The organism is Streptomyces sp. NBC_01320 (assembly GCF_035974375.1).
GTDB lineage: Bacteria > Actinomycetota > Actinomycetes > Streptomycetales > Streptomycetaceae > Streptomyces > Streptomyces yanii.
In genome coordinates, this window is record NZ_CP108390.1 from 7,938,118 (window position 1) to 7,958,622 (window position 20,505).

General features: G+C 70.7%; 17 protein-coding genes and 3 pseudogenes. 7 read left to right on the top strand and 13 right to left on the bottom strand.

Annotation, left to right across the window (positions count from 1 at the left end):
* Positions 1-375: 375 nt before the first annotated feature.
* Genes OG395_RS36140 through OG395_RS36155 form a run of 4 tightly spaced genes read right to left on the bottom strand, consistent with a single transcriptional unit; the run spans position 376 to position 3,444 of the window.
* Positions 376-519: a hypothetical protein gene (locus tag OG395_RS36140; protein WP_327246683.1), complete on the bottom strand. Its 144-nt coding sequence runs from the start codon at positions 517-519 to the stop codon at positions 376-378.
* Positions 520-539: 20 nt separating this feature from the next.
* On the bottom strand, positions 540-1,967 hold the full coding sequence (locus OG395_RS36145; RefSeq protein ID WP_327246684.1) for an RtcB family protein: 1,428 nt from the start codon (positions 1,965-1,967) through the stop codon (positions 540-542).
* Positions 1,968-1,972: 5 nt separating this feature from the next.
* Positions 1,973-2,956 carry a CapA family protein gene (locus OG395_RS36150; protein WP_327246685.1) on the bottom strand — a complete coding sequence of 328 codons (984 nt, stop codon included), beginning with the start codon at positions 2,954-2,956 and terminating at the stop codon, positions 1,973-1,975.
* A 26-nt stretch (positions 2,957-2,982) separates the two neighbouring features.
* Positions 2,983-3,444, bottom strand: a complete 462-nt coding sequence (locus tag OG395_RS36155; RefSeq protein ID WP_327246686.1) for an archease — start codon at positions 3,442-3,444, stop codon at positions 2,983-2,985.
* 279 nt (positions 3,445-3,723) lie between these two features.
* Between OG395_RS36155 and OG395_RS36160 the strand changes: the two genes are divergently transcribed.
* Complete coding sequence (locus tag OG395_RS36160; RefSeq protein WP_327246687.1) at positions 3,724-4,653, top strand: LLM class F420-dependent oxidoreductase; 930 nt, start codon at positions 3,724-3,726, stop codon at positions 4,651-4,653.
* A 280-nt stretch (positions 4,654-4,933) separates the two neighbouring features.
* On the opposite strand, the gene OG395_RS36165 is transcribed toward OG395_RS36160, so the two are convergent.
* A complete protein-coding gene (locus OG395_RS36165) occupies positions 4,934-6,130 on the bottom strand; it encodes a winged helix DNA-binding domain-containing protein (protein WP_327246688.1) in 1,197 nt (398 codons plus the stop codon).
* Between the two features lie 754 nt (positions 6,131-6,884).
* Here OG395_RS36165 and OG395_RS36170 point away from each other — a divergent pair.
* The 3 genes and pseudogenes from OG395_RS36170 to OG395_RS36185 all read left to right on the top strand — a co-directional run.
* Positions 6,885-8,109, top strand: a pseudogene (locus OG395_RS36170) (endo-1,4-beta-xylanase); the annotation flags it as partial.
* A 4-nt stretch (positions 8,110-8,113) separates the two neighbouring features.
* Positions 8,114-9,145: pseudogene (locus OG395_RS36180) on the top strand (cellulose binding domain-containing protein); the annotation flags it as partial.
* A gap of 680 nt (positions 9,146-9,825) precedes the next feature.
* Positions 9,826-10,653, top strand: a complete 828-nt coding sequence (locus OG395_RS36185; protein WP_327246689.1) for a hypothetical protein — start codon at positions 9,826-9,828, stop codon at positions 10,651-10,653.
* A gap of 57 nt (positions 10,654-10,710) precedes the next feature.
* On the opposite strand, the gene OG395_RS36190 is transcribed toward OG395_RS36185, so the two are convergent.
* Positions 10,711-11,616 carry a polysaccharide deacetylase family protein gene (locus OG395_RS36190; RefSeq protein ID WP_327246690.1) on the bottom strand — a complete coding sequence of 302 codons (906 nt, stop codon included), beginning with the start codon at positions 11,614-11,616 and terminating at the stop codon, positions 10,711-10,713.
* A 118-nt stretch (positions 11,617-11,734) separates the two neighbouring features.
* Between OG395_RS36190 and OG395_RS36195 the strand changes: the two genes are divergently transcribed.
* Positions 11,735-12,175, top strand: a complete 441-nt coding sequence (locus tag OG395_RS36195; RefSeq protein ID WP_327246691.1) for a GNAT family N-acetyltransferase — start codon at positions 11,735-11,737, stop codon at positions 12,173-12,175.
* A 54-nt stretch (positions 12,176-12,229) separates the two neighbouring features.
* On the opposite strand, the gene OG395_RS36200 is transcribed toward OG395_RS36195, so the two are convergent.
* Positions 12,230-13,132, bottom strand: a complete 903-nt coding sequence (locus OG395_RS36200) for a glycosyltransferase family 2 protein (protein ID WP_327246692.1) — start codon at positions 13,130-13,132, stop codon at positions 12,230-12,232.
* A gap of 113 nt (positions 13,133-13,245) precedes the next feature.
* On the bottom strand, positions 13,246-13,647 hold the full coding sequence (locus OG395_RS36205) for a MazG-like family protein (RefSeq protein WP_327246693.1): 402 nt from the start codon (positions 13,645-13,647) through the stop codon (positions 13,246-13,248).
* Positions 13,648-13,730: 83 nt separating this feature from the next.
* On the opposite strand from OG395_RS36205, the gene OG395_RS36210 reads away from it, so the two are divergent.
* Positions 13,731-14,711: an aldo/keto reductase gene (locus OG395_RS36210; protein ID WP_327246694.1), complete on the top strand. Its 981-nt coding sequence runs from the start codon at positions 13,731-13,733 to the stop codon at positions 14,709-14,711.
* A gap of 197 nt (positions 14,712-14,908) precedes the next feature.
* On the opposite strand, the gene OG395_RS36215 is transcribed toward OG395_RS36210, so the two are convergent.
* From OG395_RS36215 to OG395_RS36230, 4 genes are all read right to left on the bottom strand, one after another.
* Positions 14,909-16,045, bottom strand: a complete 1,137-nt coding sequence (locus tag OG395_RS36215; protein WP_327246695.1) for a serine hydrolase domain-containing protein — start codon at positions 16,043-16,045, stop codon at positions 14,909-14,911.
* A 176-nt stretch (positions 16,046-16,221) separates the two neighbouring features.
* On the bottom strand, positions 16,222-16,884 hold the full coding sequence (locus OG395_RS36220; protein ID WP_327246696.1) for a ScbR family autoregulator-binding transcription factor: 663 nt from the start codon (positions 16,882-16,884) through the stop codon (positions 16,222-16,224).
* A 270-nt stretch (positions 16,885-17,154) separates the two neighbouring features.
* The gene (locus tag OG395_RS36225; RefSeq protein WP_327246697.1) at positions 17,155-18,033 is read right to left on the bottom strand and encodes a PhzF family phenazine biosynthesis protein; all 879 of its coding nucleotides are present in this window, start codon (positions 18,031-18,033) and stop codon (positions 17,155-17,157) included.
* 175 nt (positions 18,034-18,208) lie between these two features.
* The gene (locus OG395_RS36230) at positions 18,209-18,982 is read right to left on the bottom strand and encodes an SDR family oxidoreductase (protein WP_327246698.1); all 774 of its coding nucleotides are present in this window, start codon (positions 18,980-18,982) and stop codon (positions 18,209-18,211) included.
* Between the two features lie 174 nt (positions 18,983-19,156).
* Between OG395_RS36230 and OG395_RS36235 the strand changes: the two are divergent.
* Positions 19,157-19,338: pseudogene (locus tag OG395_RS36235) on the top strand (RNA-guided endonuclease TnpB family protein); the annotation flags it as partial.
* 99 nt (positions 19,339-19,437) lie between these two features.
* On the opposite strand, the gene OG395_RS36240 reads toward OG395_RS36235, so the two are convergent.
* Entirely contained in the window at positions 19,438-20,439 is a 1,002-nt protein-coding gene (locus tag OG395_RS36240; protein WP_327246699.1) for a Gfo/Idh/MocA family protein, read from the bottom strand.
* Between the last annotated feature and the right edge of the window lie 66 nt (positions 20,440-20,505).

Below are 20,505 nucleotides of genomic sequence, written 5' to 3' on the forward strand. Positions count from 1 at the left end.
CGATGGCATGTCGCCGCCGGCGGTCGGTCGGCACGAGCGAAGGCGCCGTTCACGGGCTCGCCGCCCCGCGGCAGTCGATGACTGTGCCTCTTCCGCGGACGGAGCACACGACGGTCTGCCGCATGGCGACGTTGCCCCGGCGCACCGCTCGGTGACGGGCAGGCCGGACCCCGCGGCACAGCTCGCAGTGGTGCGGCTGGGTTCCCGGTGCGGCGCCGGAGCCGGTTGCAGGGGCCGAGTCGTCGAAGCCACGGTGCCGGACGGGCCGGGGATCGACGAGTGCCGCAGGCCGTCGAACGGCACGGCCCGGTGCCTACTTCGAGGACGTGCTCGTCGCCGTGGGGGAGAGGCTCTGATCGGGGGAGAGGTCCTTGATCACCGTCGCCGACAGCGACGGCTGCGTGACGCGGAGCCCGCCTGCTCGGCGCCGAACCAGGCGTGCGGGATCGCGCGGTCCGCGCCGAGCAGCCGTTTGTCGCGGACCCCCACGGACCAGGCCTCCGGGGAAGCCGAGCCCATCGCTCCCGCTCCGTGCCGACTCATCCCTTGACGACGCCCAGTGGCACCAGGCGGGCGATCAGCCGGGCGAGTCCGGCGCCCTCGGTGACGGCGGCGACCGTGTCGACGTCCTTGTACGCCTCCGGCGTCTCCTCGGCGAGACCACGCCACGAGGAGGGGCGCACGGCGATGCCCCGGGCCTCCAGCTCGCCGCGAAGCCGCTCCCCGCGGACCATGCGCAGCGCGTGGTGGCGGCTCCAGACCCGGCCGGCGCCGTGACAGGCGGAGTGGAAGGCGTCGTTGCCGGGCAGGCCGACCATCACGTACGAGGCGGTGCCCATCGTCCCGGGGACCAGTACCGGCTGGCCCGCCCGGACGAGGTCCTCGGGCAGGCCCGGGTCGCCCGGCGGCAGCGCCCGCGTGGCGCCCTTGCGGTGGACGCACAGTGAACGTGCCACACCGTCCACTTCGTGGGTCTCGAGTTTCGCGGTGTTGTGCGAGATGTCATAGACCAGCTCAAGACCGACGTCCGCAGCGGTCGCGAAGGCATGGCGGGTGGCTTCGGACAGCAGCTGGCGGTTGGCCCGGCCGTAGTTGGCGGCCGCCGCCATCGCCCCCAGATAGGCGCGGCCCCGCGGCGAGTCGACCGGCGTGCAGGCCAGCTGCCGATCCGGGACCTGGATGTGGTACCGGTGCAGTTCCTGGTCCATCACGCGAACGTGGTCGGTGCACACCTGGTGGCCCAGGCCGCGCGAGCCGCAGTGGATCATGACGCACACCTGGCCCACCCGCAGCCCGAAGGCCGCTGCGGTGGCCTGGTCGTAGACCTGGTCGACCGCCTGGACCTCCAGGAAGTGGTTGCCCGAGCCGAGGCTTCCCACCTGGTGGAGGCCCCGCTCGACGGCGCGCGTGCTCACCTGCCCCGGGGCCGCGCCGTCCAGGACGCCGTAGTCCTCGCAGCGCGCGAGGTCGCGCGGCACACCGTGGCCGCGCTCGACCGCGTAGCGAGCGCCGCCGACCAGCAGGTCGTCCATCTCCCCGGCCCCCGACAGCTTCCACAGGCCGCCGCGCCCCATGCCGCGCGGGATGGTGCGGTCGAGGATGTCCATCAGCCGCCGCATCCGGTCGTGGTCGAGCGCCTCGCGGTCCATGCCGGCGGCCAGCAGCCGTACGCCGCAGGAGATGTCGAACCCGACGCCGCCGGGCGAGATGACCCCGCCGTGGGAGATGTCGGTGGCGGCCACTCCGCCGATCGGGAAGCCGTAGCCCCAGTGGACGTCGGGCATGGCGAAGGAGGCGCGGACGATGCCGGGCAGCGTCGCCACGTTCGCCACCTGCTCCAGCGCCTTGTCCCCCGCCGCCTGCGGCAGCAGCGCCCGCGAGGCGAACACCACCCCGGGTACGCGCATCGGCTCCCGCTGCTCGATCCGGAAGCGGTACTGGTTCCTCTCCACCAGTGCGATCTCCACGTCCCTCACCTCCAGTCGACCGTCAGCCGTCCGGTCCGATCGGCGACGGCGGTGCCGAACTCGGCGCAGGCGGTGGTCAGCCGCTCGCGGATCCACTCCCGGTCCTCGCCGATCGCCAGGCGGGTGTGGCAGTAGTCCAGGGCCAGCGGCACCGCCTCCACCTGCGCGGGAACCAGGTGTGCGGCATCCGGGCCGTCCAGGGTCACCAGGAAGAGGAGCCCCAGATCGTTGCGCAGGACCGGGTCGACGGCGTAGTCGTCGACGAAGTCACCCAGGTCGTAGAGGATCCGGTCGGCGATCCCGTGGAAGACATGGGCGGAGTGCCCGGCGACCAGCGTCGCTCCCGCCGCCAGCAGCTCCGGCGCCGCGGCCGACACGCGGCGCGGCGGCCGGGAGGTCATGTTGGGACCCCAGTGCGGAGTCACCAGCACGACGTCCGCCGCCGCAGCGGCCCGGGCCACCGACTCCGTCAGCCAGCCGGGCACCCCCGCATGGAGATCGGCCCAGGCGACACCGGGACTGTCCTCCCCGGCCGCGTAGTCCTCCGGGTGGTCCGTGACGCCGACCACCGCCAGCCGCACTCCGCCCGCCTCCAGCACCGCGAACTCCCGGGCCGCGCCTGAGTTCGCCCCGGCGCCGACCGCGTGGACGCCTGCCCCGGCCAGCAGGGTGCGGGTGTCGGCCATGGCGTCGAACCCGTAGTCCAGAGCATGGTTGTTGGCGAGCGTCACACAGTTCACCCCCAGTTCGGCCAGCACCTTCGCGGCGGCCGGGGGAGCACGGAAGAAGAAGGCCTTCCACGGGTCGGGCCAGCGGTGCCCGCGGTCGGAGACACAGCACTCCAGGTTGAGCACGAACAGGTCCGCCTCCGCGATCGCCTCCCTGACCCCCGCGGAGACGAGCGTCTCCGGCACCGGCGAGCGGCGCAGCTCCTCGGCGACGCTGCGCCCGAGCATGGTGTCGCCGGCCAGTGCCACCGTGAGCGCCATGATTCCGTCCCCTTTCCCGCCCCGGCTCAGACGTCGAGGGTCACCCGGCAGGTCCAGCCGCCGGGGCCGCTGCGCAGCTGGAGGTCGTGCAGCGAAACGGCCTTGGGTACCGCACCGACCGGCACGGCGGTGCCGACGTCTGCCATCCGGAAGCGGACCGACAGCTCCCGGCCGTTCCCCGCCGAGCGGATCGGCCCCACCTCCACATCGAGCGGGATCTCACCGTCGGTATCCATCCGGTAGACGACCTCCTCCAGGACGGACACCAGCAGATCCTCGTCGGACTCCGCCGTGACCGCGTATTCGCGTTCCCCGGCGACTGCTGCCCCGGACGTGTCGGCGAAACCCTCCACGACCGCGCGCACCGCCTCACCGATGCAGCCCTCGGCCGTCGGCGACCACGCCTCCACCCGCATGTCCGCGGTGTGTGGCACATCCCGGTGGCCATGCGCGCCGGGCTGCTTCCCCACAGGCTCCCGACCGTCCACGGTCGGCACCTCTCCGTCGTCTCCGGATGCACAGCCTGATGCCGAGTTCTCCGAGCCGCAGGCGATGCCTCCTCCAGAGTCGTCCCGTTCACCGCTTCGGGGCAACCTGCACGAGGCGACGCACGCGGTCACCGGTCACGGGGCGGTCGGCCGTCAAGGGCTGGAAGCCGCCCGTCGGCGCCGTGCACATTCACTCGCCCCTACCCGCCCTGTTGACCGCAGGCAATCGACATATGACATACGGTAGTTGTCCCGCTGTCCTTGTGAAGGAGTGCACGCATGCCGGTCTCGCTCGGTCTCGGTCTTCCGCAGATGAAGCAGTACGACATCGGTCGCGACGTGGCCACGGTGGCACGCGCGGCGGAGGACGCCGGGTACGAGAGCCTGTGGGTCTTCGAGCGCGTGCTCTTTCCGGAGCCGGCCACCCAGGGGCTGTACGGCGTACCGGGGCTGCCGTGGCCCGATCAGTACCGCAGCGTCGCCGACCCGCTGGTCACCCTCACACTGGCCGCCGCGGCCACCGACCGGGCCCGGCTCGGCACCAGCGTCCTGGTCGCCCCGCTCCACGTACCGTTCCAGCTGGCCCGATCGCTGGCCTCGCTCGACGTCGCGAGCGGCGGCCGGGTGATCGCGGGCCTCGGAACCGGCTGGTCACTCGACGAGTACGCGGCCGCCTCGGTCGCCCCCTTCGAGAAGCGCGGCGCGGTCCTGGACGAACTGCTGGACGTCTGCGCGGCCGTCTGGGGCCCGGACCCGGTCTCCTACCAGGGCGAGCTGACCACCATCGCACCGGCCGAGGTCGGCCCCAAGCCCGTTCGCCCCATCCCGGTCTATCTGCCGGCGAACAGCCCACGTGCCGGCCGTCGGCTGGTGGACCGGGCGGACGGCTGGATGCCTGTGGCCATGGGCCCCTCGACACTGGCCGAACAGTGGCGGCGGGTACAGGACCTGGCGGCCGAGCGTGGCAGGCAGAGGCCGATCGAGGTGTGTGCCCGTGCCAATGCGAGATACAGCGCCAAGCCGTTCGAGGGCGCGGACCGGCAGCCCTTCCAGGGCAGCGTGGCCCAGATCGTGGAGGACCTGGTGGCCCATGCTGCAGTGGGCGTGCCTGAGATCCTGCTGGACCTCCAGGCGACGACGCGAGACGCCGCCGAACTGGCCGATGTGGCGGCCGAGGTGTATCGGGCGGCCCGAGCGGCGGGCGTCTGACGGTCGCGCCGAGGAAGCACCGGTTCGCCGTCCGGCGGGACCGGGCCTGTCCGGCCGACAGCACACCCCCGCATCCGCCCCTCGGACTGCGGCGGGTGCCTGTCAGGGTTCCTGCCCGAAGCATGAGCCGGTGTTCACGATCGGGTGCTGGTCACCTACGCCCGGTCCGCCCGTGTCCGCCGCGCGGACCGTGGGGGCACCGGCGGACCGATGATCCCGATGTCGTCGATACCGCGGACTGCTCCACCGGCCCACTCACCGAACTGGTGGGTCTCCACTCTCACCCGTCGAGCGCCGGGTGATCCCGCCTGATGTTCGGGGCGCCGTCTCCGTTCCCGGGGAGCAGCCGGGCCTCGGCGCTCGGCAGCTTGCTCCACCAGTGGTCGAAGCGGCGATAGACCTCCGGATCGCGGTCGGCGAGGAAGGCCGTCAGCGACCGGGCCTCGGCGGCGAGTTGCTCCCAGATGTCGTCCGGTAGGGGGTGGAAGGCGGTCGCCTCGATTCCTCCCTCGGCCGGACGCCACACACCGGCGACGTACCCGTCGATCAGCAGGGTCGGCAGCACGTCGCCGTTCCTGCGGGTGACGAGCGTGCGGTAGTCCGGTGGGATGACACGGCTGCGGTCGGAGTAGGCCAGCAGGATGCTGTCCCACATGGCCATCAGCCGGGGCGGCGCCGGAGTGTCCTCGTGCGGACGCGATGCGCCCGGGGCGTCGAACAGATCCTCGCCGTTCGGCCCTTCCAGCCGCTCGATGTCACCGTCACCGGCGAGAGCCCGCAGCGCCGTCCGGGCCCTGGCACGCTGGACCAGTGCGAACTGTGCCACGTCCGCCACCGATGCGGGCCCGAACCCCTCGAGATAGCGCTGGACCAGCGTTTGCAGGGACGCGGCGGACACCTCGGGGTTTGCCAGCACCGGTCGGGTCGGGGGCGCGACATACGACGGACGGGAGCCGAAGGACCACGGCGGCGTGGTGGGTGCGTGCAGCAGCGGCGCGTACTGCCGCAGCCCCCACCACGCTCCGGGCTTCGGCGGCGCGCCCAGTCGCTGAGCGAGCCAGGCCTCGTACTCCGCGGCTGTTCGCGGCCGGTCGGCGAACGCCAGCAGCTCCGGAACCAGTGCGTTGGCGTCCTCGGTAGTCAGCCCGGACGCCGTGAAGCGGTCACCCAGCCTGGAAGCGCGCAACAACGGCTGCACGGCCTCACGAAAGGCCCGGAAATCGTCGATGTGGACGGCATGCAACGTGATTCGCATGAGGGTCGACTTGACGACCGTGAGGCCGGCGAACGCCGAATCGAGATCGGCCGGGTCGAAGTCGGTGAGCCGGTTCCACAGCGCGAGGTAGGGCGAGGCCGCCTGCTGCGCCTGCAGCGCGACCACGCGCCGTACCGCATCCGCGACGCCGAGCGTCTCCCGCTGCAACAGCAACTGCCGAGCGAGCGCGCAGCGGTTGAGCTCTCGCGCCGTGATTCTCATGCCGTGACCGTCTCATTCCCCATGTCGTGAACCCGGCACCGACGACGCGCGCGGAGCAGCGGCGTACCCGGCTGTGCACCCTAACCCGTACGCCGGCACCTGATCGAGACCGCAGTCCTCACCGTCGTGATCCGGGAGCTGCCCAGCATCGGACTTTCCCCCACGCGAACTTCCTTGCGGATCCGGTCTGTTCCGGAGTCGGTCGCAGCGGCCCGGCGCCGATCGGGCCCGCACGCGTCCGGGTGCTCGGTGACGCATTCCCGTCGGCGTGCGGAGGCCGTGCCGCGGTGGTCCTCGACAGGCGATTTCCGGCCGGCGCGTCGCCGCGGCGCGAGCCGCGCAGTGGCCCCCCGAGGGCTGCGTTCCGTTCACCCTCCTCCGGGGTGGGGCCCATGCGTCCGAGCGGGTGGTCACCGGAGAGGGGAAACGCCCGGTCGGAATGCGGTGCGGGCGGCAGTCGCCGCGCGCACGGTGGGTCCGCATGTGATTCCGGATCGCCGACCCACCCCGGACCTGCGGTTGTGTGCTGCGAAGAGCGTTCCAGGGTGCGGTCAAGTTAACGAATACGTAAGGCAGTTGTGATTCAACACTTGACAGGTGCGCACCACCACGCCACCTTGGGAGCGCTCCCACCATCAAGACTTGCACGCTTCCCCACCCTCCGCTCCCCACATCTTCGCGACGTGAACCGGAGGCATGGGCGCTGTTGCGCACCCATGCCTCCGGCTGTTCCCGGCCGAGGAAAGCGAATGTCATGAGTCTGACAAATCGCACCACGCGCGGCTGCCCGGGCGGGCTGCCGGTCCTGCTGCTCACCGCATGCGCAGTCGCCGCATCGCTGGCGGGCGTGCCGGCCACGGCGGCCGATCAGGGCACCCTGCGCGACCTGGCCGCCGCCCACGGGAAATACCTCGGCTCCGCCACCGACAACCCCGAACTGCCCGACGCCGCCTACGCCGCCACGCCGGGTTCCGAATTCGGTCAGATCACTCCGGGCAACTCCATGAAGTGGGACACCATCGAACCCCAGCAGGGGCGGTTCAGCTTCACCAAGGGCGATGTGATCACCGACTTCGCGCGGGATCACGGCCAGACCGTCCGTGGTCACACGCTCGTCCGGCACAGCTAGCTGCCCGGCTGGGTCGCCTCCCTGCCGTCGGCGCAGGTGGAAGCGGCGATGACGAACCACATCACCGAAGTCGCCGGTCACTACCGGGGTGAGGTCGCCGCCTGGGACGTCGTGAACGAGCCGTTCAACGACGACGGGACGTTCCGCACGAACCCCTTCCACAACGCCATGGGCAGCGACTACATCGCCACCGCCCTCCGCGCCGCCCATGCCGCGTACCCGGACGCCAAGCTCTACATCAACGACTACAACACCGAGGGTCTCGGCGCGAAGAGCAACGCCATGTACGACCTGGTGAGCGACCTGGTGGCCGAGGGCGTGCCGATCGACGGGGTCGGGTTCCAGGGGCATCTGGCCGTCCAGTACGGCTTCTCCGGCGGCATGCAGCAGAACCTGCGGCGCTTCGCGGACCTCGGACTCGATGTCGCCGTCACCGAGCTCGACGTACGCATGCAGCTGCCCGCCGACGCGGCCAAGCTCGCCACCCAGGCCACCTACTACCGGAACGTCGTCGAGGCCTGCCTCGCGGTGGAGCGGTGCGTCGGCATCACCGTCTGGGACTACACGGACAAGTACTCCTGGGTCCCCAGCGCGTTCCCCGGCCAGGGTGCGGCCAACCTCTACGAACCTCCAGCCGAAGCCCGCCCACGCCGCCGTGCGCACCGCGCTGGGCGGCGACGACACCGGTGGCGGCGGTGACCCGGGCGCGCTCAAGGCGCAGTACCGGAACAACGACTCGGCCCCCGGCGACAATCAGATCAAGCCCGGTCTCCAACTGGTGAACACCGGGGGCGCCGCCGTCGATCTGTCCACGGTGAAGGTGCGCTACTGGTTCACCGGCGACAACGGGGCTGGGCGCCGGCGTCGGTGAGCGGCCCACCGCCGCCCTGGAACCCGGCATCGACGCGCACGTCTGGGCCAAGCCCCCGGGCGAGTCGGACGGCAATAGCCAGCCCATCGAGAACGACGAGGGCAAGGGCTTCGACCAGATGTGCGACCCGACGTATACGGGTAACGGGCGCAACGGCAACAACCTGACCGGCGCGCTGCCCGACTCGCCGCTGGCGGGCCACTGGTTCTCCGCGCAGGTCCAGGAGCTGGTGCGCCACGCGTACCCGCCCCTCGACGGCAGCGGCGGCGGTGGCGACACCCAGGCGCCTTCCGTGCCGACCGGCCTGACGGTCACGGGGAAGACGAGCGGCAGCGTCTCGCTGTCCTGGTCGGCCTCGACCGACAACACCGGCGTGACGGCCTACGACGTCTACCGCGCGGGAGTGCAGGTGGGCTCCTCGGCCACGACGTCCTTCACCGACACGGGGCTCACCGCCTCGACGGCGTACAGCTACACGGTCAAGGCCCGGGACGCGGCCGGGAACGTCTCGGCGGCCTCCGACGCCGTCTCCGCAACCACGTCCGAGGGCGGCGGAACGGGCACCGGCACCCTCAAGGTCCAGTACAAGAACAGCGACTCGTCGGCCACCGACAACCAGATCCGGATGGGCCTGCAACTGGTCAACACCGGGAGTGCCCCGGTGAACCTGTCCACGGTGAAGGTGCGCTACTGGTTCACCCCCGAGGCCGGCGCGAGCACCTTCGGTACCGCCTGTGACTACGCGGTGCTGGGTTGCGGCAGTGTGACCCTCGGGGTGACGGCATCCGGCAGCTCGGCCGCCGGGGCCAGCCACTACCTGGAGGTCGGCTTCGGCAGCGGCAGCCTCGCGGCGGGGGCCTCCACCGGGGAGATCCAGCTGCGCCTGAACAAGACCGACTGGTCGAACTTCAACGAGGCGGACGACTACAGCCGCAGCACCAACACGGCCTACGCCGACGCGGCGAAGGTCGGCGTGTACGTGGACGGCACCCTCGCCTGGGGCACCGCTCCCTGACCTGTCCGTCCCCCTTACCGCCACCGATTCCACCGCTCCCGTTGCCGCTCCTGTGTCGCGGCGACGGGAGCGGCCGCGCAATGCGCGCGGAACGGCCTTCAGTTCGTTTGCGGGCGACCGTCGGCCGCGTCATGGGTCTGCTTCAGGGCCATGGGGTAGGCCGATGGACCGGTGGGGCTGCACAGCGTGTCGGGGGCGCGGTGGGGGCGAAGGTCCCTGAGGACCGACTCGACTTCGCAGAGGAAGGACTGATAGGAGGTCAGGCGCTGCCATTCGGAGTCGGGGACGCCGGGCACCGTAGCGGCGCATGCTGACCAACTTGCCACCAGTTCGGCGTACAACGGTGTGTCACTTGCCGTCTCTGTGTACGTCTGACCCGGCATGAACGCGCCGGTCACCTGCTCGCGCGGTGCGCGTGTTCCATGTGCCGCATCCAGCTGGGGCCTCGGACGCGGCCGGGCATGAGAGGGGCGTGCGGCCTGCGAGGGGTGCGGAATGGATGCCGCCGTGCCCCTGCCGATGGCGGTAGCGGATGAGGGTGCGTTCATGACGGTGGTAACGATCAACCGCCATTTGGGTAACTACCTTCCGACACGGCAAGATTAGATGGAGTTTCACCTTTCTTGGTGCCTTTGAGCCGAAAATCGCTTCAAATCCTGTGGAGGGACGTTGGTCCCGGCATGGAACCGAGGGAGCTGTGGGAGCGTCATGCCGTACTGGCGCGGGCCTATTTCAGGAATGACGAGGACGTGCGCGATGCGCAGAGCACCCTCGACGAGCAACAGGCGAACCGGATGCGGACGTTGGCTGCGTTCGCGGTGACGCTGGGGAGCGACGGGACCGTCGCGGATCTCCTCGGGCTCCATGAACGCGAAGTACGCATGGCTCGCCGCACCGTGGGAAAGGACGACGCCCGGGCAATCGCCAAGGCGCTCCTGGACCACCACGCTGCCGATGCGCACGAGCTGTCTCCCGAGGACGCGGACAGGTGCCCGCTGTACCCGGAACCGGAGGAAAGGCCGGTGTCCCATGACGCTCCGGCCCCACCTCCGTGCCCCCCTCACACCCCGGGCACCCCGGAAGCTGCCGAGGAGGCGGTCCAGGGAGTGGTGTCGTCGACGGCGGTGGACGCGGTCCTGGTCGGTGCGTGGAGCACCGGGGCCGACCTCTCCGTACTGGCAGGCGAGCTCGGTCTCGATCTCCCTCGCCTCGTCGCCCGCACCCGATACCTGGAGGCGCAGGGCCGCCTCACCCAGGCCCCCCAGCCTCTGGACCGTTCCGGCCGTCACCGTCGCGTCGAAGGCGCCGAGGCACCCACCGTGTCCCAGCCCCGGCAGTGGTACTACCCCACCCAGCATCGCCCGTCGCACCAGGCGACGACGTGGGACCAGGCGCCGACGTGGGACCAGCAGGTTTCTCACACCACCATGAACTCCGCACCGATGCATGACTGGGACGGCATCCTCGATCAGTGGCAGGTCACCACCAGCCCCACGTCCTCCTGGTAGGGAACCGCACCGGAGCTCCCGGCGGCGGCGAGTCCGATACCGGCGTGGCGGATTCCGTCATTCCGCTGCCGTCCGGGCCCACTTCTCCTGAAGGGGCTGATAGTCGATCACCACGATCCCCTCCTCCTGGAGGATTTCGCGGGCCTCGGGCGAGACGAGGAACTCGTAGTCGGTCCGGCGCACGCGCCAGCCGTCGGGCTCGATCGCCTGCGCCTCCTCGTTGCCGAGACCCGGATGGACCGCCCATTCGCTGAGACCGGTCGGCAGGGTACGCAGCAGTCCGGCGTAGCGGGCCGGCTTGCCGTCGATGTCCAGAGCGAAACTGTCCAGGAACGGTCGATCGGTGACCGGCAGCCCCTGCCGCCGCAGCTTCCGGCGCCCCGGCTCGAGCCAGATCCGTACCGCCAGGCCGTACTCGGCGGCCAGCGTCACGGTCAGGTCGAGGATGTCGTCGCGTCCGCCGTCGGCCAGGCAGTGCCAGTCCAGATGAGTCGGGGACAGACCGGCGTCGAACACGGCGTCGATCTGCGCGCGGAACTCGGATTCGACCTCGTCGATACGGGCCCGGGCGAGGAGCTCGGAGCGGGTGGCGGGAGTGAAGAGATCGCCCGCGTCGTCGAGCAGGGACGGGACGTGTGCCTTCGGCGTCAGCGGGTCCCACCGGTAGTGCGTCGTATCGCACACCAGCGTGAGGTGGATCCCGAACGGGATCTCCGGACGCCCGCGGAGCAGATGCATGGCGTGCAGCGCCCAGGGGCACGGTGCCATGAGGCTGCAGGAACTGACGATCCCCCGCTCGATCGACTCGATGACGGCCGAGTTGACGGCGTGGTACATCCCGAGGTCATCGGCATTGATGATGAGTACCCGGGCGTCGGGAGGGAATCCCAGCAGCTCGGACGAGAGCACCGGGGACGGGGCGGCTGCGGGTACGACGACGTCTTCCTCTCCGCGTTCATCCATCCCGGCAGTGTGAACTCCCGGTGGCAGGTCGCGCTGGGAATTCCGGACCGGTGCGGCACCGGTGCCCGAGTGCCGAAGGGCAGTTGACGGTCCACCGCGCCCACGGTTTCCTGCTGCGATGAGTGATCTTCGCTTCGAACACGTGGGCGCCGAAGCCACGCTTCAGGACTGGCAGCACGTACACAACACGATCATTCCCACTGCCGTGTTGTCTCTCGACGAGGTGCGTGAGCGTGTCCGGCGTCACCGGTTGGAGGTGGCCTATCTCGACGATGCTCTCGTGGGCTGTTCGACGGTGCGGCCGCCCACGAGTGAGGCATCGGTGGCCACCGTCATCGCCCGGGTGCTTCCCGCTCACCGGCGACGGGGGATCGGTGCGCAACTCTACGCACGAGGGCTGGAACAGGCGCGAAAGCTCGGCGCGGACGTCATCGAGACGGTTGTGCTGGCGACCAACCCGGACGGGCTGCGGTTCGCGCACGCGCACGGATTCGTCGAGGTCGACCGCTATGTGCTGCCGGGTGACAGCGTGCCCTTCATCGATCTGCGACTGGCCTGAGCGAGCTTGTCGGCGGGCGCCCGTGCGAACCGGGCGCCCGTCGGCACGTCCGGGTCAGATGACCGGTGGCCGCCCCAGCATCGTCATCCGCCACACCGTGCGCCACCGCATCGGCTGTCGACGCCCGCACGGGGTGCGGACCCCCTCGGCGAAGCCACCGGCCCAGGCGCGCAGTCCCGTGGCCGAGCGGGTGCGGGCCACGGTGAGGAGGGTCCAGGTGCCCAGATAGGCGGGGACCAGAGGGAGCGGCAGATTGCGGCGGGCCAGCCACACGCGATTGCGGGCCGTCATCCGGTAGTAGACCGAGTGCCGGGCCGGAGACGTCTTGGGGTGCTGGAGCAGCAGATCGGGCTCGTAAAGGATCTTCCAGCCTGCGTCGAGCGCCCGCCAGGAGAGGTCCGTCTCCTCGTGCGTGAAGAAGAACTCCGCCGGCCAGGGGCCGGTTTCCGCGAGCATCCTCATGGAGAGGGCGTGGCCACCGCCGAGGAACGCCGTGACGGGGCCGCGCCGCATCGGGTCGGTGGCGCGCAGCCGGGGGACGTGGCGACGCTGCGTCTCCCCGTGTTCGTCGGCGATACGGAACCCGACGATGCCGAGCTGCGGGTCGGCGGCGTACAGCTCCTGGACCTTGCGCAGCACACCGGTGTCGACGAGCAGACCGTCGTCGTCCAGCTCGACGACGACATCCACGTCCCCGAGTTCCGCCAGTGCCGCGATGGCGACGTTACGGCCGCCGGGGCAACCGAGGTTCTCGTCCAGCTCGATCGTGGTCACGCCGCCGGCGAGGCCCGACAGGCCGGGGAAGCCAGTGAAATCCGGGAGCGGCGAGCCGTTGCCCACGACGACGAGACGGGCCGGCAGCACGTCCTGCATGGCCACCGAGGCCAACAGTGCCTCGACCTGCTGCGGGCGGTCGCCCATGGTCACGATGGATACGCCGATGCGCGGTTCGGACAAGGTCAGCACTCCTGAGCTCGCTGCGGTGCCCGTGATCGTAGTCGCTCGATGTTCAACTGTCGGTCGCCGCCCTGCCACGGGGCGGATGTCGCTGCCCGGTAGGGGATCGGCCGTCAGGAACCGGGGGCGTCGTCGGCCTCACCGGTCCGCTCCGGCGACGGCACCCGTGCCGCGATCCGGCGCAGATGCCCCTCGAAGACCTGGGGCGCCTCGGGGGTGAGGGTGCGGAGGGCGACCATCGCCGTCACGATGACATCGCAGAGTTCCGCCTCCACGTCCTGCCAGGAATGGGTGACGCCCTTGCGCGGGTTCTGACCGATGGTCCCGATGACGGCCTGGGCGACCTCGCCGACCTCCTCCGAGAGTTTCAGCATCCGCAACAGGAGATCCTGCTCGGGGCGGATGCCGGTTCCCGCGTCGAGCCAGCTGCGGAGGTGGTCGATGGTGTCCCAGGGAGACCGGTCCGCATCGTCGGCGTCCGTACCGTCCCGGCGGCCGTTCAGGTCGGCGTTCATACGGTGCAGCCTGCCATGTCCGGACACCTGTGCTTGTCCTCGTGTGCACTCCAACTCCTAGCCTGCGTGGCATGGAGACAGAGATGAGGAACAGGCCCCTGGGGCGCGACGGGACCGAGGTGGGTGCGCTCGGTTTCGGCTGCTGGGCCATCGGCGGCGAATGGGCAGACCGGGACGGCAGTCCGCTGGGCTGGGGTGCGGTCGACGACGAGGAGTCCGTGGCCGCGATCAGGCGGGCGCTCGACCTCGGTGTGACGCTCTTCGACACGGCCGATGTGTACGGGGCCGGGCACAGCGAACGCGTTCTCGCCCGGGCCCTCGCGGGGAACCGCGACGACGTCGTCATCGCCACCAAGTGGGGCAACCGCTTCGACGAGCGGGCCCGCACACTGATCGCCGGCGACAGCTCGCCCGCGTACGCCCGCGAGGCGCTCATCGGCTCGCTCCGCAGGCTCGGCACCGACCGCATCGACCTCTATCAGCTGCACCTGTCCGATGCTCCGCTCGACGAAGCCGCCGAACTCCGTGAGACCTGTGAGGAGTTCGTGGCCGAGGGGCTGATCCTGGCGTACGCGTGGAGCACCGACGACCCGGTGCGCGCCGCGCTGTTCGCCGAGGGGGCACACTGCGTCGCCGTCCAGCACGCCTGCAATGTCCTTCAGGATGCGCCGGAGATGCTTGCGCTCTGTGCGGAGCAGGGGCTCGCGAGCATCAACCGCAGCCCGCTCGCGATGGGCCTTCTCACCGGCGCGTACGGCCCCGGCCGGCGCGGCGGTACGGGCGACATCCGGGCCACCCCGCCCGCCTGGCTGCGGTGGTTCGGGACGGGCGGGGCCGCGGCGCCGGAGTGGGCCGCACGGGTCGACGCCGTACGCGAGATCCTGACCGCGGACGGCCGCACCCTTGCGCAGGGAGCCCTCGGCTGGCTCTGGGCGCGCAGCCCGCACACCGTGCCGATCCCCGGGTTCCGGACGGTCGCCCAGGCCGAGGAGAATGCCGGGGCGATGGCCCACGGGCCGCTGCGGGAGGAGCAGGTGGCGGAGATCGGCGCGCTGCTGGCGTAGCGGGGATCCGTCCGGACCGATCCGGGCCACCCATGGCCTCAGAGCCTGTCGGGTGACCTCTGATCGGGCGGCCACGCCCTGGCGCGCACGCTTCCCGCGTTGCCGAAATGTCCTGGTAGCTCCTTCCTCAAGCTCTCGCTTCGTTCGAGCAGGGGAGACCGCGTCCGCTATCCGGTCGAAGGTCACCCGACAGGCTCTCAGGCGCCCGCCGCGTACCGCCAGAAGTCCCGCATCAGGGCGGGCGGGGTCGGTCCGGTCATCTCCAGCTGGCTGAGCATGATGGAGACCGTGCCGGTGGACGGAGTGAGGTGGGCCGTCGTTCCCGTGCCGCCGACCCAGCCGTAGCGGCCCGGCACGTTCCACGGATCGACGGTCTCGACATCGACCGAACCGCCGAAGCCCCAGCCCTGGCCCTCGATGAACAGGGCACTGGCCGCGCGCTGGGCCGGTGTCAGCTGGTCGGTGGTCATCTGCCGTACCGATGTGGGCGAGAGCAGCCCGTCGCCGTCGGCGAGCAGCATGCGGGCGAAGGCGAGCCAGTCGTCGACCGTGGACACCAGTCCGCCCGCGCCGGACGGGAACGGGGGCACGCTGCTCCACTGCCCGTCGGGGGCGTCCACCAGCTGAGTGCCGCCGTCCGGATCGATGCGATAGTAACTGGTGAACCGGTCGAGCTTCGCCGGCGGTACCGCGAAGCCGGTGTCCGCCATGCCCAGCGGTTCGAAGATCCGCTCGGCGAGGAACTCGGGCAGTGGACGGCCGGTGACCCGGGCGACCAGCACACCCAGGATGTCGGAGCAGGTGTTGTACAACCAGGCCTCGCCCGGCTGATGCAGCAACGGGATCCGGGCCAGCGTCGCCATCCACTCGTCCGGCGCCGGGACGCCCTTCGGTTCCGGTCCCTGCTTCAGCTCACTGAACAGCGGGGCGACCCCCGGCACCGAGAAGTCGGACGGAAATCCGTACCCGGCGCGGAAGGTCTGCAGGTCGAGCACGGTGATCGGCCCGGTCGCCGGGACCACGTCGTCCAGCGGAGCGGAAGGCGTACGGAGGACCTTCGGCGAGGCCAGCTCCGGCAGCCATCGGTCCACCGGGTCGTCCAGCGTGATCCGGCCGTCCTCGACCAGCAGCATGACCGCCGCGGCGGTGATCGGTTTGGTCAGCGAGGCGATACGGAAGATCGAGTCCCGGGCCATCGGGGCGGTGCCCTCGGCGTCCACCGAGCCGGCCGTCCGCACCTCGATCCAGTCAGCACGGGCCACCAGGCCCACCGCGCCCGGAACCTGCCCCTTGCTCACGTGCGCTTCCAGAATGTCTCGCAGCTCGGCCGTCATCGGTCCACCCTCTCCATCTCCATGTCGCGCGGTCAGAGGTAAGACTTCCGTCGCCGCCCGGAATCATCGGGCCGGTGGCATGGATTGCGCCCGACTGGCGGTCCGAGGGTGGAGAGCCGGGGAGCCTCGCAGACCGCCCGGTACGATTCCGGGCCGGACGGTGCGGCTCCGGGCACTCAGTCGGTGGCGCCGGCCTGGCTCGGCACGGATTCCAGCCGCGAGAGCAGCCGCCCGCCGCGATCCTCGGACATGTCGAGCGTGGCCAGCACGGCGGGCGTCGAGATGCTCGGCAGGACGTAATGCAGCAGTACGGAGATCCGGTGCCCCAAGTCCTCACGCCGGCACAGGACCTGGGACATCACCTGGATTCCGGAGAAGGCGCCCGCCAGCAGCTCGGCGGTCTCGCGCGGATGCACGTGCGGCAGCAGCTCGCCCTGACTCCTGGCGGCGCTCAGCAGATGTTCGAGCCGGTCGATCCAGGCCCGGAACGGGGTGCCCCGGTCGGGACCCTCGACCGCCTGGTCCATCGCCAGTCCGACACTTGCCCTCACCAGGGGTTCGTGGCGGATCCGGTGGGCGAGAATCATTCCCTGGTCCACCAGCTCCTGAAGCTTCGTCGGCTGCGGCGGCAGCGGAAAACTGTCCAGCTGGACGTCCATCACGCCGAGCGCCAGTTCTTCCTTCGAGTTGAAGTGGAAGTACAGCGCGCCCTTGGTCACCCCCGCCCGGGCGAGGATCTCGCTGATGGTGGCGCTGCTGTAGCCACGCTCGTCGAACACGGCGGCGGCCGCCACCAGGATCGACCGTCGAGTCTGGATCGCGCGCGCCTGCTGGGCCATCAGCTACGAGTCTCTCTAATCGTGGCGTGGTCGGCGCCACAGGGGTCTGACTGAAAGGGGGAAACCGGACTGTCAGCATCTTACTGCTGGGGTGGTCGGCCTCCTAAGGGCTGTCCCGGGGTGGATCCGCCGGGACGACGTCTTGGTCCGTCTCCGCTCACGCGGCGCCCGGCCCCTCAAGCGTCGGCCGCGAGCCGGGCACGGGCTTCGGCGCCGCCCACGGCCGGCACACCTCTCGGTGACGTCAGCGGTCCGGCCTCGGCCGGTTGCTCACTGCGCCGCGGGGATACGCGTTCCCGTGCCGCTCACCCGCACCCGCGCGTCGCCCGCGCGCAGTTCGACCGCGAGCGTGCCGGGGCGGCCCATGTCCTGACCCTGGTGGAGGGTGAGGACCGCGGCGTCCGGGACGAGCGCCAGCTCGCGCAGGTACGCGCCGAAGGCGGCCGCTGCCGCACCTGTCGCCGGGTCCTCGACCACGCCGCCGACCGGGAACGGGTCGCGGACGTGGAAAACGGTCGCCGACTCGCGCCACACCAGCTGGACCGTGGTCAGGTCGAGCCGGTGCATCAGCGCTTCGAGGCGGGCGAAGTCGTAGTCGAGGTCGGCGAGGCGCTCCCGGCTTCCGGCGGCCAGCACCAGATGACGGGCGCCCGCATAGGCGATCCGTGGCGGCAGGGCCGGGTCCAGGTCGCCGGCAGGCCAGTCCAGGGCGGCCAGCGTCTCGGCCAGGTCGTCCGGGGCGACATCCGTGACATGCGGTTCGACGCTGGTGAGGGTGGCGCGGAGTTCGGTGCCGTCCTGGACGACGGTGACCGGGACGGTACCCGCCTGAGTGGTGAACACGAGGTCGCCCGGGCCGTTGCGTTCGGCGAGGGCGATGGCTGTCGCGACGGTGGCATGGCCGCAGAACGGGACTTCGGCCTTCGGGCTGAAGTAGCGGATCGTGTAGCCGCGACCGCCCGATTCACCCGAAGTGCCCGGTCCGGTCAGGAATGCCGACTCGCTGTAGCCGAGTTCCGCCGCGATCGCGAGCATCGCCGCGTCGTCGAGACCGGACGCGTCGAGGACGACGCCCGCCGGATTGCCGCCCTGTGGGTCGGCGGAGAAGGCGGTGTAGCGCAGGACCTCGGTTCCTGAAATCTCACTCATGACGCTGCTCAACCCTGCCGCGGTCCAGGGCATTCCCGCCCGGCGCGGGCCGGTGCCCCGGACCGCGGCTCACGGGCGCGGTGGCGGTTCTTGACGTCGGTGCCCGCTTCGCCCAGGAGCAGGGGTCCGGGAGCGTGCCGCTCGGCTCGAACGGCGGCGCGCGCAAGGAATCGCGTCAGCCCCGGCCCACGTACGGCATCGTCGTCGCCAGGACCGTCGCGAACTGCACGTTCGCTTCCAGCGGCAGCTCCGCCATGTGCACCACCGTCCGGGCCACGTCCGCCGCCGCCATCACCGGCTCCACCGCCAGTTCGCCGTTGGCCTGGAGGATGCCGGTCTGCATCCGCTCCGTCATCTCCGTGGCCGCGTTCCCGATGTCGATCTGCCCGCAGGCGATCCGGTACGGACGGCCGTCCAGCGACAGCGACTTCGTCAGCCCGGTCATCGCGTGCTTGGTCGCCGTGTACGCCACCGAGTGGGGGCGCGGCGCATGTGCGGAGATCGAGCCGTTGTTGATGATCCGGCCGCCCTGCGGGTCCTGCTCCTTCATCTGCCGGTACGCGGCCTGCGCGCACAGGAAGGCCCCTGTCAGGTTCACATCGACGACGGTGCGCCAGTCCTCGTAGGAGAGCTCCTCGACCGGGACGGAGCGCGGGCCGAACGTGCCCGCGTTGTTGAACAGCAGGTCGACCCGGCCGGTCCATTCCCGTACGGAGGAGAAGAGCGCGTCCACGTCCGCGGGGCGGGAGACGTCGGCGGGGACGGTGATCGCCCGGGCGTCCGGCCCGGCCAGTTCCACGGTCTCGGCGAGCGGTTCGGGGCGGCGGCCCGCGAGCGCCACCGACCAACCGGCGCCCGTCAGGGCGAGAGCCACCGCACGGCCGATCCCGGAGCCCGCGCCCGTGACGACGGCCGTCCTCACGTCGGGGTTCAACACTTTGTTGCTCATGACGACGCAGCGTACGCCTCTCGCCTCAAGAGTGGCCGCCGGGCGGCCGGTTCGGGTTCCCAGGGGTGATTCCCCGATCGTTCCCCGGCGATTCCGGCGCCACCGGCAGACGCACGTGGTCTCCCTCACCGTTGAACTGCCGCGGCTCGGCAAGCAGAAGGCGGTCTACTCCTCAGCCGGGAGAACCAAGCCGTCCTCGTGTGCAAGAACCCCGACTGCGGCTGGTCCGGCAACGCCGACCACAACGCGTCGATGAACGTCCTGCACCTCCACAGGATGGGCTACGCGCTCATCCCGGCTGCTGGAAGGGCCGTCGTCAGGCGCGCCCCCGCGTCACGCCCGCCACCGCACGGTAGGCAGCAATCTCCCTCGCTCACGAGGGAGAGCGCTTCAAAAGTCCTCGGAGGCGGGGAACCAGGGACTCATGCCTGTGTGAAGCCCTGCCTCCGTCCCGGTCAGCCGATGTCGTCCGCCGGGTAGCGGACGCCGATGCGGTCACGTACCGCATCGAGCGTCCGCATCACCGCCAGCGATCCGTCCAGCGGGACCAGCGGCGACTCCGTCTCACCGGCCCTCAGCGCGCGCAGGACCTCCGCCTGCTCGAACTGCATCCCGCGGAGCCCGTCGCCCGCGCGCCCCGCGGTGAACTCCTCCGGGTCGTGACCCTCCCGGTGCAGCACGAACCGCTCCGGGTAGAAGAAACCGCGCGGGAAGTCGATCCGTCCCCCGGTGCCCGTGACCGACGCGGTCTGCGGGGTGTCGGCGGTGACCGAGCAACTGAGCAGCGCCGTGGCGCCCGACTCCCAGCCCAGCAGCATGCCGGTGTTCAGATCGACGCCCTCGGGGGAGAGCAGCGCATCGGCCTGGACACGGTCCGGCTCACCCAGCAGCAGATGAGCGAACGACACCGGGTACACCCCGAGATCCAGCAGCGCGCCCCCGCCGAGCGCCGGGTCCCGCAGCCGGTGGTGCGGGCCGAACGGACCCGAGATCCCGAAGTCGGCCTGCACGGTACGGATGTCGCCGATGGCGCCGTCGGCGATCAGTGCGATCAGCCGCCGGACGACCGGGTTGCAGTACGTCCACATCGCCTCCATGAGGAAGAGGCCACGGTCCCGGGCGAGCGCCACGAGCTCCTCCGCCTCCCGGGAATTGAGTGTGAACGCCTTCTCGCACAGCACGTGCTTTCCGGCCTCCAGGCAGAGCGCGGTGGCCTCCCGGTGCGCGGAGTGCGGCGTGGCCACGTACACCACGTCGACCTCGTCGTCGGCGGCGAGCTCGGCCCAGCTGCCGTACGCCTTCGGTATGCCGAACCGTTCGGCGAACGCCTTCGCCGACGTGTCCGTACGGGAAGCCACGGCGACCACTTCCGTGTCGGGCATCGCCTGCAGGTCAGCGGTGAAGGTCGCGGCGATGCCACCCGTAGCCAGCACGCCCCAACGCACGGTCCTGCTCATGCCTGCTCCCAAGAAAAAGGTCTCGACCACTCCGGCTGAGCTGAGAGCATAGAGGCGGATTCAACT

Coding starts and splice junctions, on each gene's coding strand:
- OG395_RS36185 (WP_327246689.1), top strand. CDS start 9,826: ATGGAACCGAGGGAGCTGTGGGAGCGTCATGCCGTACTGGCGCGGGCC.
- OG395_RS36190 (WP_327246690.1), bottom strand. CDS start 11,616: ATGGATGAACGCGGAGAGGAAGACGTCGTCGTACCCGCAGCCGCCCCG.
- OG395_RS36220 (WP_327246696.1), bottom strand. CDS start 16,884: ATGGCCCAGCAGGCGCGCGCGATCCAGACTCGACGGTCGATCCTGGTG.
- OG395_RS36150 (WP_327246685.1), bottom strand. CDS start 2,956: ATGGCGCTCACGGTGGCACTGGCCGGCGACACCATGCTCGGGCGCAGC.
- OG395_RS36195 (WP_327246691.1), top strand. CDS start 11,735: ATGAGTGATCTTCGCTTCGAACACGTGGGCGCCGAAGCCACGCTTCAG.
- OG395_RS36215 (WP_327246695.1), bottom strand. CDS start 16,045: ATGACGGCCGAGCTGCGAGACATTCTGGAAGCGCACGTGAGCAAGGGG.
- OG395_RS36225 (WP_327246697.1), bottom strand. CDS start 18,033: ATGAGTGAGATTTCAGGAACCGAGGTCCTGCGCTACACCGCCTTCTCC.
- OG395_RS36230 (WP_327246698.1), bottom strand. CDS start 18,982: ATGAGCAACAAAGTGTTGAACCCCGACGTGAGGACGGCCGTCGTCACG.
- OG395_RS36210 (WP_327246694.1), top strand. CDS start 13,731: ATGAGGAACAGGCCCCTGGGGCGCGACGGGACCGAGGTGGGTGCGCTC.
- OG395_RS36165 (WP_327246688.1), bottom strand. CDS start 6,130: ATGAGAATCACGGCGCGAGAGCTCAACCGCTGCGCGCTCGCTCGGCAG.
- OG395_RS36205 (WP_327246693.1), bottom strand. CDS start 13,647: ATGAACGCCGACCTGAACGGCCGCCGGGACGGTACGGACGCCGACGAT.
- OG395_RS36160 (WP_327246687.1), top strand. CDS start 3,724: ATGCCGGTCTCGCTCGGTCTCGGTCTTCCGCAGATGAAGCAGTACGAC.
- OG395_RS36140 (WP_327246683.1), bottom strand. CDS start 519: ATGGGCTCGGCTTCCCCGGAGGCCTGGTCCGTGGGGGTCCGCGACAAA.
- OG395_RS36240 (WP_327246699.1), bottom strand. CDS start 20,439: ATGAGCAGGACCGTGCGTTGGGGCGTGCTGGCTACGGGTGGCATCGCC.